Source organism: Pseudomonas haemolytica, from assembly GCF_009659625.1.
GTDB classification, from domain to species: domain Bacteria; phylum Pseudomonadota; class Gammaproteobacteria; order Pseudomonadales; family Pseudomonadaceae; genus Aquipseudomonas; species Aquipseudomonas haemolytica.
The window spans coordinates 1-15,406 of the sequence record NZ_VOIW01000003.1; the positions used below are offsets into that span (position 1 = coordinate 1).

14 protein-coding genes and 1 pseudogene are annotated in these 15,406 nt (G+C 58.1%); 13 read left to right on the forward strand and 2 right to left on the reverse strand.

Features of this window, described 5'->3' with window-relative positions:
- Positions 1-185, forward strand: a pseudogene (locus tag FRT59_RS27080) (hypothetical protein); the annotation flags it as partial.
- A 204-nt stretch (positions 186-389) separates the two neighbouring features.
- On the opposite strand, the gene FRT59_RS10365 reads toward FRT59_RS27080, so the two are convergent.
- Both FRT59_RS10365 and FRT59_RS10370 read right to left on the reverse strand, forming a co-directional pair.
- Positions 390-1,610: a CaiB/BaiF CoA transferase family protein gene (locus FRT59_RS10365; protein WP_153871155.1), complete on the reverse strand. Its 1,221-nt coding sequence runs from the start codon at positions 1,608-1,610 to the stop codon at positions 390-392.
- A gap of 13 nt (positions 1,611-1,623) precedes the next feature.
- Positions 1,624-2,805 carry an acyl-CoA dehydrogenase gene (locus FRT59_RS10370; RefSeq protein WP_003187423.1) on the reverse strand — a complete coding sequence of 394 codons (1,182 nt, stop codon included), beginning with the start codon at positions 2,803-2,805 and terminating at the stop codon, positions 1,624-1,626.
- A 157-nt stretch (positions 2,806-2,962) separates the two neighbouring features.
- Here FRT59_RS10370 and FRT59_RS10375 point away from each other — a divergent pair, with 157 nt between their 5' ends.
- From FRT59_RS10375 to FRT59_RS10430, 12 genes are all read left to right on the forward strand, one after another.
- On the forward strand, positions 2,963-3,862 hold the full coding sequence (locus FRT59_RS10375; RefSeq protein WP_153837249.1) for a LysR family transcriptional regulator: 900 nt from the start codon (positions 2,963-2,965) through the stop codon (positions 3,860-3,862).
- Between the two features lie 452 nt (positions 3,863-4,314).
- Positions 4,315-5,436 (forward strand): Re/Si-specific NAD(P)(+) transhydrogenase subunit alpha, encoded by a 1,122-nt coding sequence (locus tag FRT59_RS10380; RefSeq protein ID WP_034116680.1) that lies wholly within the window; start codon positions 4,315-4,317, stop codon positions 5,434-5,436.
- Positions 5,437-5,451: 15 nt separating this feature from the next.
- Positions 5,452-5,775, forward strand: coding sequence for an NAD(P) transhydrogenase subunit alpha part 2 (locus FRT59_RS10385; RefSeq protein WP_008439664.1), 324 nt, complete (start codon positions 5,452-5,454; stop codon positions 5,773-5,775).
- Positions 5,772-7,208 carry an NAD(P)(+) transhydrogenase (Re/Si-specific) subunit beta gene (locus FRT59_RS10390; protein WP_153871156.1) on the forward strand — a complete coding sequence of 479 codons (1,437 nt, stop codon included), beginning with the start codon at positions 5,772-5,774 and terminating at the stop codon, positions 7,206-7,208. The genes FRT59_RS10385 and FRT59_RS10390 overlap by 4 nt, the downstream gene beginning before the upstream one ends.
- 179 nt (positions 7,209-7,387) lie before the next feature.
- Positions 7,388-8,881, forward strand: a complete 1,494-nt coding sequence (gene scpC, locus FRT59_RS10395; protein WP_153871157.1) for a succinyl-CoA:acetate CoA-transferase ScpC — start codon at positions 7,388-7,390, stop codon at positions 8,879-8,881.
- A 318-nt stretch (positions 8,882-9,199) separates the two neighbouring features.
- On the forward strand, positions 9,200-9,415 hold the full coding sequence (locus tag FRT59_RS10400) for a DUF1127 domain-containing protein (protein WP_153871158.1): 216 nt from the start codon (positions 9,200-9,202) through the stop codon (positions 9,413-9,415).
- Positions 9,416-9,746: 331 nt separating this feature from the next.
- Entirely contained in the window at positions 9,747-10,067 is a 321-nt protein-coding gene (locus tag FRT59_RS10405) for a DUF2388 domain-containing protein (protein WP_034116677.1), read from the forward strand.
- Positions 10,068-10,173: 106 nt separating this feature from the next.
- Positions 10,174-10,482, forward strand: coding sequence for a DUF2388 domain-containing protein (locus tag FRT59_RS10410; protein WP_034116676.1), 309 nt, complete (start codon positions 10,174-10,176; stop codon positions 10,480-10,482).
- 27 nt (positions 10,483-10,509) lie between these two features.
- Entirely contained in the window at positions 10,510-10,830 is a 321-nt protein-coding gene (locus FRT59_RS10415) for a DUF2388 domain-containing protein (RefSeq protein WP_003187408.1), read from the forward strand.
- Entirely contained in the window at positions 10,827-12,788 is a 1,962-nt protein-coding gene (locus FRT59_RS10420) for a DUF7844 domain-containing protein (protein WP_198809680.1), read from the forward strand. Before FRT59_RS10415 ends, FRT59_RS10420 begins: the two co-directional genes overlap by 4 nt.
- Before the next feature lie 366 nt (positions 12,789-13,154).
- Positions 13,155-14,462, forward strand: coding sequence for a CitMHS family transporter (locus FRT59_RS10425; RefSeq protein ID WP_034116673.1), 1,308 nt, complete (start codon positions 13,155-13,157; stop codon positions 14,460-14,462).
- Between the two features lie 68 nt (positions 14,463-14,530).
- The gene (locus FRT59_RS10430; RefSeq protein ID WP_034116672.1) at positions 14,531-15,298 is read left to right on the forward strand and encodes a TerC family protein; all 768 of its coding nucleotides are present in this window, start codon (positions 14,531-14,533) and stop codon (positions 15,296-15,298) included.
- Positions 15,299-15,406 lie beyond the last annotated feature (108 nt).

Sequence of the window (15,406 nt, forward strand, 5' to 3'; positions counted from 1 at the left end):
AGGCGCGCATTCTACAGCAGCCTCATTTGCTGTCAAGTGATTATTTTCAGAAGCTTTCGAAGATTTCTTCAACAACTTCAACCACTTGCGCTTCTGATCTCTCATCAGCGGGAGGCGAATTCTACAGCGTTACACGCTGCTGTCAACACCTCTTTTTCAACTTCCTTTCGGCTTCGATGAACTGAAGCAACCTGCTGCCGAAAACCTCATAACTCATTGTTTACCAAAGAGTTTTCCGTTTCGACTGCGCCGGAAGTGGGGCGAATTATAGGCCTCCAGAATCTGCCGTCAACTATTAATTCTACTTTTCTATCAATAAGTTAGGATTGATTAAAAAGCGAGCACTCTCTAAAAGATCGCCCTGCGCGCTCCTATATAGAAGGGTTAACTCAGATGACACCGGCCGCCTTCAATGCAGCCACATTAGCTGCCCCCAACCCTAGAACTCCCTGCAACACCTGAAGCGTATGCTCCCCCAATAGAGGAGGCGCACTACGGTACTCCACAGGTGTCTTGGATAACCGTATAGGGCTGGCGACCTGAGGCACCATTCCCGCCAACGCATGAGGTAGTTCCATCGCCAGGCCGCGCGCCCTCACCTGAGGATCGGCGAACACCTGCGCCAGATCATTGATCGGCCCACACGGCACCCCCACTCGCTCCAACTGTGACACCCACTCAGCAGTCGTCTTGAAGACCGTAGCTTGGCGGATCAATGGAATCAGCACGGCACGATTGGCCACTCGCGCCCTGTTAGTTGAAAAGCGCGGGTCATCCACCCATTGCGGCTGCCCAGCGACTTCAGCGAACTTGCGGAACTGACCGTCATTACCAACCGTGAGGATGAAATCCCCATCGGCCGTAGGAAAGTCCTGGTACGGCACAATATTGGGATGAGCATTGCCAAGACGCTTAGGCGACACCCCTGTTGTCAGGTAATTCATCGCCTGATTAGCCAGGCAAGCCACCTGCACATCCAGCAGCGCCATATCGATATGCTGCCCACCGCCATCGTGATCGCGATGAGCTAGCGCAGCCAGGATCGCCACGGTCGAATAAAGCCCCGTCAGAATGTCAGTCAACGCTACGCCAACTTTCACCGGTCCCTCACCGTCATCCCCCTCAGGCCTCCCCGTCAGGCTCATGAGCCCACCCAACCCTTGGATCATGAAGTCGTAGCCAGCGCGCGCCGCATAAGGCCCTGTCTGACCAAATCCGGTGATCGAGCAGTAAATCAGCTCTGGATTGACCTCCTTGAGCGATTCATAGTCCAGCCCATACGCAGCAAGACCACCCACCTTGAAGTTCTCGATCAGAATGTCCGACTTGGCAGCCAAGTCGCGCACCAGCTTTTGCCCTTCCGGTCGCGTGAAGTCGATGGTCACCGACTCTTTATTGCGGTTAGCCGAAAGGTAATACGCCGCCTCACTGGTGTTCTCGCCATCGGCACCCTTGAGGAAGGGCGGCCCCCAGGCACGCGTATCATCACCGGTGCCCGGCCTTTCGACCTTGATCACCTCGGCCCCAAGGTCTGCAAGGATCTGCCCGGACCAGGGGCCCGCCAGTACTCGCGACAAATCCAGTACCCGCAGATGCGAAAGCGCGCCCATACCCATGCTCCTATTAATAGAACGCCTGAAGACCGGTTTGCGCACGCCCCAGAATCAAGGCATGCACGTCATGAGTCCCTTCATAGGTATTGACCACCTCCAGGTTGACCAGATGGCGCGCCACCCCGAACTCGTCGGAGATACCATTGCCACCCAGCATGTCCCGGGCCATACGCGCGATGTCCAAGGACTTGCCACACGAGTTACGCTTCATGATCGAGGTAATCTCAACCGCAGCCGTACCCTCATCCTTCATCCGCCCCAAGCGCAGGCAGCCTTGCAGGGCGAGGGTAATCTCAGTCTGCATGTCGGCCAGCTTTTTCTGGATCAACTGGGTGGCAGCCAACGGACGACCAAACTGTTGACGATCCAGCGTGTATTGGCGTGCGGTATGCCAGCAGAACTCCGCGGCCCCAAGCGCGCCCCAGGAAATGCCGTACCGCGCCGAATTAAGGCAGGTAAAAGGGCCTTTCAAGCCACGTACATCCGGGAAAATATTCTCTTCCGGTACAAATACGTTATCCATGACGATTTCACCGGTGATGGAGGCGCGCAGGCCGACCTTGCCGTGAATGGCCGGAGCACTTAGCCCTTTCCAACCTTTTTCAAGAACGAAACCACGGATATCGCCCGCATCGTCTTTGCCCCACACCACAAACACATCCGCGATCGGACTGTTGGTGATCCACATCTTCGCGCCGGTCAGGCTATAGCCGCCATCCACTTTGCGCGCCCGGGTGATCATCGCGCCCGGGTCGGAGCCATGGTTTGGCTCAGTCAGGCCGAAACAGCCGATCCATTCGCCAGAAGCCAGCTTCGGCAGGTATTTCTGTTTCTGCGCCTCAGTGCCAAACTCATTGATCGGCACCATGACCAGTGACGACTGCACACTCATCATCGAGCGATAGCCGGAGTCAACACGCTCCACTTCACGCGCAATCAGCCCGTAGCTGACGTAGTTCAAGCCACTGCCACCGTACTGCTCGGGAATCATTGCGCCCAGCAAACCGGTTTCACCCATCTCACGGAAGATCGCAGGGTCAGTCTTTTCATGACGGAAGGCTTCGAGCACACGCGGGGCCAGCTTGTCCTGAGCAAATTGCTCGGCACTGTCACGCACCATGCGCTCTTCTTCGGTGAGCTGCTGATCCAGCAGCAGTGGATCGATCCAGTTGAAGCTTGCCTTACCAGCCATGAATAAGTCCTCGCGGAAAAATCAGAAGTCGTGGATGCAGACTAGGCCGGGTCAGCGCAGAGGGCAAACGAGGTTTCTGCATAGGCTTGTGCTAATTTCTCACTTCGTAACACTCAATAAGGCCAAAAAAAGCGCCTTATCTGTGAGGACAATGTACATGCGTAGAAAAATCCCCAGTACCACCGCACTTATCAGCTTTGAAGCAGCGGCCCGTCACGAGAGCTTTACCAAGGCGGCGCAGGAGCTTTCCATCACACAGGGCGCCATCTGCCGACAGATCGCCAGCCTTGAGGAGTTTTTGAGTGTCGAACTGTTTCGCCGCTCTCGCCGCGGGGTCAAGCTGACGGAGGCAGGGCTTTCTTATAGCCGCAGAGTTGCAACACAACTGGATGCCGTGGAGCGCGACACCTTGTCAGTCATGGGCCAGCAGGGCGCCAACGTCATCGAACTGGCAGTGGTGCCTACCTTCGGCACACAGTGGCTGATCCCGCGCCTCAAGGATTTTCAGCACCAGCACCCGGAAGTGACGGTAAACCTCACCAACCGCACACGCCCCTTCCTGTTTGCCGACACCGAATTCGACGCGGCAATCTACTTCGGCGATGCCGACTGGTCCGGTACAGAGTCCCACAGGCTGATGGGCGAAAACCCTGTCCCAGTGTGCAGTCCGCGTTTACTCAATGGCCGGACGCATTTCTCCCCCCAAGAGATCGCCGAGCTGCCACTGCTGCAACAGACAACGCGCCCTTATGCCTGGCGCCAGTGGTTCAACGCCCAACAACTGAACATCCCTCGCGACATGACAGGCCCTCGATACGAGCTATTCTCGATGTTGTCCCAAGCAGCCATGCATGACATGGGCATTGCACTGATCCCTCCCTTCCTCATCCAGCGAGAGTTGAAGGAACGACAACTAGTCATCGCCAGCACCGAAGCGCTGAGAAGTGAAAAGGCTTATTACCTGATGATTCCCGACAAAAAGGTCGAATCAGCCTCGTTACACGCGTTCAGGGATTGGCTAGTCGACCAATCACAACGCTACAGCCCCAGTATTTAAAGGAGATCGACTTCTTGCTGACTCTGTAGTCAACTTATTTTTTATCCTACAGATATACGTATATGTCGCATTTAAACAGACTGTACTCGTCACGCAAAAATAAGGCTCAAAGCCATGATTTGCATGGCTTGTAGCGACTCTTACCATGCAATATACGACTATTCACACAGACGATGGAAAAAGACCCAGTAATCGCCTACAGCCCTTTAAAGACTTGTATTTAAAGAGGTTATTTCAGGGTGTTGCGACAATCAGTCACAGGGTGACTTGTAGTTAATTTTTCGTCACCCGTCATAATCCCTTGAAGGCCGTAAAGTTCGCCTGCAAAATGCCGCGCCCCGCTGTCATTTCAGCGGGATCGTGCTGATCGGCCGCCCCAGTTACGCCACTCGCGGTGTACTGGCCTTTTTACAAAAAGATCAAAAGCAAAAAGATCATGCAGGAGATTTGACGTGCACATTGGTGTTCCTCTCGAAACCCAGACCGGTGAAACGCGGGTGGCTGCCACCCCAGAAACCATCAAGAAGCTGATCGGCCAGGGCCATAAGGTCACTGTACAAAGCGGCGCAGGCATCAACGCCAGCATCCTCGACAGTGCCTATGAAACGGCAGGCGCAACCATTGGCAGCGCCAGCGATGCGTTTGGCGCAGAGCTGATTCTCAAGGTGGTTGCCCCCAGCGACAGCGAACTGGCGCTGATCAAAAGCGGCACCGTATTGGTGGGCATGCTCAATCCGTTCAGCAACGAAACCATCACCAAGCTCGCGGAGCGCGGCATCACCGCCTTCGCCCTTGAAGCCGCACCGCGCACCTCACGGGCCCAGAGCCTTGACGTGCTGTCTTCGCAAGCGAACATCGCCGGTTACAAGGCAGTGTTGCTGGCCGCCCATCACTACCCGCGCTTCATGCCGATGCTGATGACTGCCGCCGGCACCGTAAAAGCTGCGCGCGTACTGATTCTCGGCGCCGGCGTTGCGGGCCTGCAGGCTATCGCCACAGCGAAACGCCTGGGTGCGGTGATCGAAGCATCCGACGTACGTCCGGCGGTGAAAGAGCAGATCGAATCCCTCGGTGCGAAATTTGTCGACGTCCCGTACGAAACCGATGAAGAGCGTGAATGCGCCGTCGGCGTCGGCGGTTACGCACGCCCAATGCCGACCAGTTGGATGCAGCGCCAAGCCCTGGCCGTACACGAGCGCGCCAAGCAGGCCGACATCGTTATCACCACAGCGTTGATCCCGGGGCGTAAGGCTCCCACCCTGCTCAGCGCCGATACAGTGGCGCAGATGAAGCCAGGCTCAGTGGTCATCGACCTCGCCGCGGCCCAAGGCGGCAACTGCCCGCTGACCGTCGCCGACCAGGTGGTGGTGGAAAACGGCGTGATCATTTGCGGCCCGACCAACCTGGCGGGCGCTGTCGCCGCCGATGCCTCGGCCTTGTATGCGCGCAACCTGCTGGACTTCCTGAAGCTGGTCTTCACCAAGGAAGGGCAGTTTGAAATCAACCTCGAAGACGACATCGTCGCCGCGTGCCTGATGTGCCGCGACGGCCAAGTCATCCGCAAAAACGCCTAAGCAGGGATTCAGACGATGGAAGAGCTTATCTCCCCCGGTATCTACAACCTGATCATCTTTGTGCTGGCAATTTATGTCGGTTACCACGTGGTCTGGAACGTAACACCCGCGCTGCACACGCCGTTGATGGCAGTGACCAATGCCATTTCCGCGATTGTCATCGTCGGCGCCATGCTGGCTGCTGCGCTGACCGTCACCCCGCTGGGCAAGACCATGGGCACACTGGCCGTGGCCCTGGCCGCAGTGAATGTATTCGGCGGCTTCCTGGTGACTCGCAGAATGCTTGAGATGTTCAAGAAGAAAGCCCCGAAAGCAAAAGAAGAGGCGCCATCGTCATGAGCATGAATCTGGTCACGACGCTCTACTTGATCGCGTCGATTTGCTTTATCCAGGCCCTTAAAGGCCTGTCGCACCCAACTACCTCGCGACGCGGCAACCTGTTCGGCATGCTCGGCATGGCGCTGGCGGTGCTGACCACCGTGGGCCTCATCTATAAGCTTGGGGCTGAGCTGGCCACCGCCGGTATCGGCTACGTGATCGTTGGCCTGCTGATCGGCGGCACTGCCGGTTCGATCATGGCCAAGCGCGTAGAAATGACCAAAATGCCCGAGCTGGTGGCGTTCATGCACAGCATGATCGGCCTGGCCGCAGTGTTTATCGCCATCGCCGCCGTGGTCGAGCCGCAATCGCTGGGCATCGTCAAACACCTGGGCGACGCGATCCCGGCCGGTAACCGCCTGGAGCTGTTCCTCGGTGCCGCTATCGGTGCGATCACCTTTTCCGGTTCGGTGATCGCGTTCGGCAAGCTGTCGGGCAAGTACAAGTTCCGCCTGTTCCAAGGCGCACCGGTACAGTTTGGCGGGCAGCACAAACTGAACCTGGTGCTTGGCCTGGCAACACTGGGCCTGGGCCTGGCATTCATGCTCACCGGCAACCTCACTGCGTTCGCACTGATGCTGGCCTTGGCCTTCGTGCTGGGCGTGTTGATCATCATCCCGATTGGCGGCGCTGACATGCCGGTAGTCGTGTCGATGCTCAACAGCTACTCCGGCTGGGCAGCGGCGGGTATCGGCTTCTCGCTGAACAACTCGATGCTGATCATCGCTGGCTCCCTGGTGGGCTCCAGTGGCGCGATCCTGTCGTACATCATGTGCAAAGCGATGAACCGCTCCTTCTTTAATGTGCTGCTCGGCGGTTTCGGCAACACGGCGGATGCAGCCGGCCCGGCGGGCTCTAAAGAAGCACGCCCGGTGAAGTCCGGCTCGGCCGACGATGCCACCTTCCTGCTGACCAACGCCGATACCGTGATCATCGTGCCGGGCTATGGCTTGGCAGTGGCACGTGCGCAACATGCGCTTAAAGAACTGACCGAGAAGCTGACCCACCGTGGCGTGACCGTGAAGTACGCGATCCACCCAGTGGCGGGGCGCATGCCTGGGCATATGAACGTGCTGCTGGCTGAGGCGGAAGTGCCTTATGACCAGGTGTTCGAGATGGAAGACATCAACTCCGAGTTCGGCCAGGCCGACGTGGTGCTGGTATTGGGCGCCAATGACGTGGTCAACCCGGCCGCCAAGAACGACCCGAACTCGCCGATCGCCGGCATGCCGATCCTGGAAGCGTTCAAGGCCAAGACCATCATCGTCAACAAGCGCTCTATGGCCAGCGGCTATGCGGGCCTGGACAACGAGTTGTTCTATCTGGACAAGACCATGATGGTCTTCGGCGATGCCAAAAAGGTCATCGAAGACATGGTCAAGGCCGTCGAATAACACTGCGCCAGCGCAATACCCGAAACCCTGGCCTCCCGTAGGCTGGGGTTTTTTATTACGGGATAAAACCCGACCAAAGGCTCTAAATCGCTACCTTGCATTCGACCATGGTAGCGGGCCGAAATTTTTTGAAATCACTACACTGCCCACCTTGCTTCCGTAGCCTGAGATAACAATTCATGTACCGTGATCGTATCCGCTTGCCTTCGTTGTTGAACAAGGTCATGAGCGCGGCAGACGCCGCTGCACTGATCGAGGACGGCATGACCGTCGGCATGAGCGGCTTCACCCGAGCCGGTGAAGCCAAGGCCGTCCCCCACGCCCTGGCCGAACGCGCCAAGACTTCGCCATTGAAAATCACCCTGATGACCGGCGCCAGCCTGGGCAATGACCTGGACAAGCAACTGACCGAAGCCGGCGTACTATCGCGACGCATGCCATTCCAGGTCGACAGCACCCTGCGCAAGGCTATCAATGCCGGCGAGGTGATGTTTATCGATCAGCACCTGTCGGAAACCGTCGAGCAGCTGCGCAACAACCAGCTCAAATTGCCCGACATTGCGGTGATTGAAGCCGTCGCAATCACTGAGCAGGGCCATATCGTGCCCACCACCTCGGTCGGCAACTCGGCCAGTTTCGCGATTTTTGCCAAACAGGTGATCGTCGAGATCAACCTGGCGCACAACCCGAACCTGGAGGGGCTGCACGACATTTACATCCCGACCTACCGGCCGACTCGCACGCCGATCCCGCTGGTGAAAGTCGACGACCGCATTGGCAGCACTGCGATTCCGATCCCGCCGGAGAAAATCGTCGCCATCGTGATCACCAACCAGGCCGACTCCGCCTCCACGGTGACGCCACCTGACAGTGACACACAAGGCATCGCCAACCACCTGATCAACTTCCTCAAGCAAGAAGTGGACGCCGGGCGCATGACCAACAAGCTCGGCCCGCTGCAAGCCGGGATCGGCAACATTGCCAACGCGGTGATGTGCGGCTTGATCGACTCGCCGTTCGAAGACCTGACCATGTATTCGGAAGTCCTGCAGGACTCGACGTTCGACCTGATCGACGCTGGCAAGCTGAGCTTCGCCTCCGGCAGCTCAATCACCTTGTCGGAGCGGCGCAATGCCGACGTGTTCGGCAACCTGGAGCATTACAAGGACAAACTTGTATTGCGCCCACAGGAAATCTCCAACCACCCTGAAGTGGTGCGTCGCCTGGGCATCATCGGGATCAACACCGCGCTGGAGTTCGATATCTACGGCAACGTCAACTCCACCCACGTGTGTGGCACGCGGATGATGAACGGTATTGGCGGTTCTGGCGATTTTGCACGCAACGCGCACCTGGCGATCTTTGTCACCAAATCGATTGCCAAGAGCGGCGCGATTTCCAGCGTGGTACCGATGGTCAGCCATGTGGACCACACCGAGCATGACGTGGACATTCTCGTCACCGAAGTGGGCCTGGCCGATTTGCGCGGGCTGGCACCGCGGGAACGTGCGCGGGTGATCATCGACAACTGTGTACATCCGGCCTATCGCGATGCGCTCAACACCTACTTCGAAACCGCCTGCGCCATCGGTGGGCACACCCCGCACATTCTGCGCGAGGCACTGAGCTGGCACATCAACCTCGAAGAAACCGGGCATATGCTCAAGGCTTGATGAATACAGATCCGAGCTGATGCAAATACAGTTTCATCAGCTCGGAGATCTAACCGTCACGCCTGTAAAAAACTGTACTGCTGTACTGGTCATTTCCTACCGAAATATCCCACATAAAACCTCAAAAACACCAAATACGCACCTTTTAGGTGCGCACAGGTACAGTTGCCCCATTTACGTACCGTACAGCCTGATTAAACAGTTAACTGGCCTCTCACAATACAGGTGAACTGTATCTAGAGAGTCTTGCGCGGGAGGAGGATCATTGGCATCAGTTAAACCACTACCTAATCCCGCCACAAGCGGAAGGATGTCATCATGGAACGTACACTCAGTTCCGAACTGTTCCTCGAAGAAAAAGCTGTAAACACCCGGGCTTCCTTGCCTTTGCGCGTTCTCGCCAACCTGATGTTGTGGCAGCGCCGCATCTCCAGCCGCCATCAGTTGGCCCGCCTGGATTCGCGTCTGCTGGCTGACGCCGGTATCAGCGAAGCTCAACGCTACGAAGAGCTGAGCAAGCCGTTCTGGCGCTAATGGGCGCCCGCTGGCCCTGACCCGCCGGGTCCACCGCCAGCACCCAGATTTGTCAAGGCAAAGCCCGCCCCGGGTAACCGGAGACGGGCTTTGTTGTTTCTGCGATATCGCCTTGAATCTTCGAGGATTTCTACAAGCAGGTACAGTTTTAAAATTATAGAAAAAGATAGGTACAGATGAATTGCAAGCTTCCGAATGGACGGGCGCAAGACTAATATCCATCCACCACGTGGCGAACCTTGTAGAGCGTGCGTCTGATGCTCAACAGTCCCAGTCCGTTTCGCAGTGGCCGTTTCGCGCCACCTTCTTATTCGTCTACAGGAGTTACCCCATGTCCCGTCTTCGCCTGCTGTGCACTGCCGCTGTGTTGACTCTGGCTGCCAATGCCAATGCGAGCAGCTTGATCATGACCACCGACTCGATCGTCGGCGCGCTGAAAGCCACCTCCGATGCCAGTTCCGATGCTACATCCTCCCTGCGCGACAACAAGGTCGTACAGGCCGCCCGTGACGACGCCGCCAGCTTTGTCGCCAGCGAAGGCGCCATCCGTGGCGTGAAGCTGGAAAGCGCCCTGGCCCAGATCCGCCAACAAGCACCGCAACTGAACACCGCAACCGATGCACAGCTGGCACAGGCCATCCTGGCGATCTGATCGGCGGCAACCAGAAGGGAGCGCATGCCGCTCCCGGATGCCTCGGCGCTGGCTCTCGCCGGGCCATTGCGCTAGCCTTGGCGCTCGCTTTCAGTTGTCGAGTCCCATGGTTTTTTCATACCGCCTGTTGATCGTCCCTGTACTGTTTTCCGCTTGCTGGTCACCTTTGGCTTCGGCCCTTGATGTGTCCACCCAGAGCACCGTTGTCAGCGTGTACGCCACCAGCAAGGTGACCTCTGCACCGTTCGACGACAAGTTGATATTGGCCGCCCAGGATGATGCTGCCGCTTTCATCGCCACTGACGGCCAATGGCGGGGCGCACGACTGGAGTCTGCACTGGATTATCTGCGCCGCACCCAGCCAAAACTTCATGCAAGCGACCTTGAACTGGCGCAGGCAATTCTCGTCCAATAATCATCTTTGTATTTGGAGTCACCCCCAATGCGTAGCCCGTTGATCGTCGCCGCCCTCGGCCTGCTGTTTTTGGCTGATGTCGCCCAGGCGCAAACCTTGAAGGCCACCAGCAACATCGTCGTGCGAGCTTCGGCGCGCACTATTGATTTCACCTCGGACACCACCACCTCCATCCGCGACTCCAAAATCGTGCGTGAAGCACACGATGATGCCGCCAGTTTCGTCGCCACCAATGGCGAAATTCGCGGGGCGCAACTTGAAGCAGCTTTTGACACCCTGCGCACCCGCGTACCCGAAGCCCGTGATGCCAGTGATCAGACCCTCGCCGAAGCTATTCTCGCTCTGTGAGGCGAATCAACGCCTGGCTCCTGGCCGGGGCCGTGCTGCTGTGTGCAAGTGCAGCCCAGGCCAGCCTGCAACTGCGGCTCAAAGCCGATGGCCTGAGCCCGGCCGAACAGCAGGCCAGCCAGGCATTGCTCGATGAAGCACTACACGCCTTGCCGCCGCGCTTTGTCGAGCAATTGGACCGGCGTATTGATGTTGGCTGGACCGATAAAATGCCCGAGAACGCCTACGGCCAGGCGTCATTGGTTTCGGAGTTGGACCTCAACCAAAACCTGCTAGCCAGCCTGACCGATGGCAGCGCCGCCACCCAAAAAACCAATCGCCCCCATGGCACTGTGCGCAGGGAAATGCTCGCCACCGTGCTGCATGAACTGACCCACATCTATGACCGTGCACGCCTTTGGCCCAAAGACGAGCGCACGCTGATCCAGCGTTGCAGCCGCCAGAACAACATCACGGGCTTGATCGGCCTGCCCGACCAATGCCGCGGCCAGAACGATCGTCGCTTCACGCTGAGCGATGACCCACGCCTGCTGGACCTTGCCGGCTGGCCACAATACGTCGGCCGTCGCGGTGAACGCGAACAGCACAACAATCAGGTGGTCCGCAGCCCGGATATCTATGAAACCACCAGCCCGCTGGAGTTCGTGGCGGTCAATATGGAGTACTTCCTCCTCGACCCCAGCTATGCCTGCCGCCGCCCCGCGTTATTCCGCTACTACGAGGAACACTTTGGCTGGGCCCCGCCGGAGCAAGATACTTGTGCCAAGACTTACCCATTCCTGAACGCCGGCAACGACTTCGCCAAGACGCCCCTGGGCCAGATCGACCCGGAACGTGTGTATGAAATTGACTACCTGCTCGCCGAAGCCAACCAAAACCTGGTGAGCCGCTGGGGCCATAGCATGTTGCGCCTGGTGATTTGCGCACCAGGTCGCCCGCGCGGCCCGGATTGTCGTCTGGACCTGGACCGGCACTTGGTGTTGTCCTACCGAGCCTTTGTCGGTGACGTACAGCTGTCGAGCTGGGATGGCCTGGTGGGTAAGTACCCGTCGCGGCTGTTTGTACTGCCGCTGGCGCAAGTCATCGACGAATACACCAAGACCGAATTGCGCGGCCTGGCGTCGGTGCCGCTGAAACTCAACCGCCAGGAAATCAACGACACCGTCGAACACGCCGCTGAAATGCACTGGAGCTATGACGGAAACTACTTCTTTATCTCCAACAACTGCGCGGTCGAGAGCCTGAAACTGTTGCGCAGTGGCAGCGCCAACCCGCAATTGACCGGCCTGGACAACATCACGCCTAACGGTTTGCTCGAAGTCCTCAGCGCACGCGGCCTGGCCGATACCAGCGTATTGAATGACAAGCGCGAGGCGCTGCGCCTGGGGTATCACTTCGACTCGTTCCGCGAGCGTTACCAGGCCATGTTCGATGTATTGCGCAAGCGCCTGCCGATCAAGCAGACCCAGGTCGAAGACTGGTTATCCCTCGATGCTCAGGCGCGCCGCCAGTGGTTCAGCCAGGCCGACCTGCGTACCAGTGCTGCGTTGTTGCTGCTGGAGCAGGCCAGCTATCGCAAGCAACTGATGCTTGCCCAGGACGAAGTCAAACAACGCTATCTCAACGCCCGCGAGCTGAAAAACGGCGGCATGGAGAAAGCCAACAACACACTGCAACAGATCCTCGCCAATAGCGGCTTTCTCAGTCGCCCGGCCGAGTTGCTCGACAGTGGTGGCTACGGCCTGCCGCAGCCTTCGGAAGCCAAGCGCCTGGAATCGGAGAGCGCCGAGCGCCAGAAGCAACTGCAATCATTGACCGGCGAGCTGGATAAAGAGGTGAGGGCGCTGCTCGATCCATCCCGCGCCGCCGAGATTGCCGCCTGTGAAGCCAACCTCAAACAGCTGGGTGAGCATCTGCGTACGTTGCATAAAGCAGCCGGTGGCCTCGAACTACCCTAAATACCTAGCGGTACACAATCAAATTGTGGAGGGGGCTTACTCCCGATAGCGTCGGTGCAGTCATTATCTTCAGTGACTGATACACCGCGATCGGGAGCAAGCCCCCTCCCACATTTTTATCTGCATCAGCCTTAAGACCGTATATCCCCAGTTTCTGCGGCGAAAGCTGGCTGAAAGCTTCCCCGTCTAGGATCGCCCCCACTGCCGGCAATAGACCGGCTGTTAACAACAACAATGGTGATTCCCGATGTCCGCTCGTACCCGCCTGTTCGCCCCGACTCCACCCGTACGCCTCGTGCCTTTCGTTCTGCGCTGACCCTCACTCGGTTCGCCATTCCCTAGCCGCGCTACGCCTGGAGTATTCCTATGCTGACTTTCCTTGGCTTTGCCATGGTCATCACGTTCATGTTCCTGATCATGACCAAGCGCCTGTCCGCGCTGATCGCCTTGATCATCGTGCCGATCCTGTTCGCGCTGTTCGGCGGCTTCGCGCCGAAGATCGGCCCGATGATGCTCGAAGGCATCACCAAGCTCGCGCCGACCGGCGTGATGCTGATGTTTGCCATCCTCTACTTTGCCCTGATGATCGACTCCGGCCTGTTCGACCCGGCCGTGCGCAAGATCCTCAAGATGGTCAAGGGCGACCCGCTGAAAGTCTCGGTCGGCACCGCCGTGCTGGCCCTGGTGGTGTCCCTCGACGGTGACGGCGCCACCACCTACATGATCTGCGTCGCCGCCATGTTGCCGCTGTACCAGCGTATCGGTATGAGCCCGCGCATCATGGCCGGCCTGATCATTCTCGCCGGTGGCGTGATGAACATGACCCCCTGGGGTGGCCCGACGGCCCGCGCCGCCAGTGCGTTGCATGTGGACCCTTCCGACATCTTCGTACCGATGATCCCAGCCATGGCCGCCGGTGTCGTAGCGATCCTGGTGATTGCCTACATGTACGGCAAGCGCGAGCGTGCGCGCCTGGGCGAGTTGCACCTGCAAGGCGACGAGATCGACCACAGCGAAATCAGCGTGTCGCAGTACCCTGACGCCCGCCGTCCGAAGTTGATCTGGTTCAACGGTGCTCTGACCCTGGCGCTGATGTGCACACTGATCGCCGGCCTGCTGCCACTGCCCGTGCTGTTCATGGTGGCGTTCAGTATCGCGATGATCGTCAACTATCCCTGCCTGCAAATGCAGAAAGACCGCGTCGCGGCCCACGCCGGCAGCGTACTGGCGGTAGTGGGGCTGATCTTCGCTGCGGGTATTTTCACGGGCATCCTGTCGGGTACCGGCATGGTCGACGCCATGTCCAAGAGCTTGCTGGCGGTCATCCCCGAGGCCATGGGCCCGTACCTGGCGGTGATCACCGCGTTGGTGAGCATGCCGTTCACCTTCTTCATGTCCAACGATGCGTTCTACTATGGCGTGCTGCCAGTGTTGGCCGAAGCCGCTAGCCATTACGGCATCACCGCCGTGGAAATGGCCCGCGCATCCATTGTTGGCCAACCGGTACACTTGCTCAGCCCGCTGGTACCCTCGACTTACCTGCTGGTGGCACTGGCCGGTATCGAATTCGGCGATCATCAACGCTTCACCCTCAAGTGGGCAGTGCTGGTGTGCCTGTGCATAATGTTCGCCGCACTGCTGATGGGGATTTTTCCGCTGTTCAGCACTCTATAATCCTACCGACTCACTCACCGCGCGGCGCTGCAGCTGGCGCGGTTTAACATTTGCTCAAAGGAATACACATGGAATGGCTGACCAATCCGGAAATCTGGATTGCCTTCTTCACCCTGACGGCCCTCGAGATCGTCCTGGGCATCGATAACATCATCATGATTTCGATCCTGGTCAGCCGCATGCCCAAGCATATGCAGGCGCGCACCCGGATCTTCGGCCTGGCCCTGGCCATGGTCACGCGAATCCTGTTGCTGCTGTCGATCACCTGGGTCATGCAACTGACCGCCGACCTGTTCGTGGTGTTTGACCAGGGTATTTCCGGCCGAGACCTGATCCTGTTCTTCGGCGGCTTGTTCCTGCTGTGGAAAAGCTCCCAGGAGATGTACCACGCCCTGGAAGGTGAAGACGAAACCCACGAAGAGCCGGGCGGCAAAGGTGGCAAGTTCATCTACACCATCATCCAGATCGCCATCATCGACATCGTGTTCTCCCTGGACTCGGTAATCACCGCCGTCGGCATGGTTTCCCACGTGCCGGTGATGGTCGCAGCGATCATCGTTGCGGTACTGGTGATGATGCTGGCTGCCGGCACCATCAGCGAATTCATCGACAAGCACCCGTCGCTGAAAATGCTGGCGCTGTCGTTCCTGCTGGTAGTAGGTACCGTGCTGATCGCCGAATCCTTCGGCGTGCACGTGCCAAAAGGCTACGTCTACTTCGCCATGGCGTTCTCGCTGGCGGTGGAAGCGGTGAATATCAAGATGCGCACCGCCATCGCGAAAAAGAAAAAACAGCAGGACCCTGTGAAACTGCGCAAGGACATTCCGGGTCAATAATCATGGCCCGCTGCTGAAATGGGGCGCTCGCGCCCCATTTTTTCATCTGCAAAAAACTGATTTCATGACAGTTTTGTTTCAATCCCCACTTTAGCTATGCGATGCTGG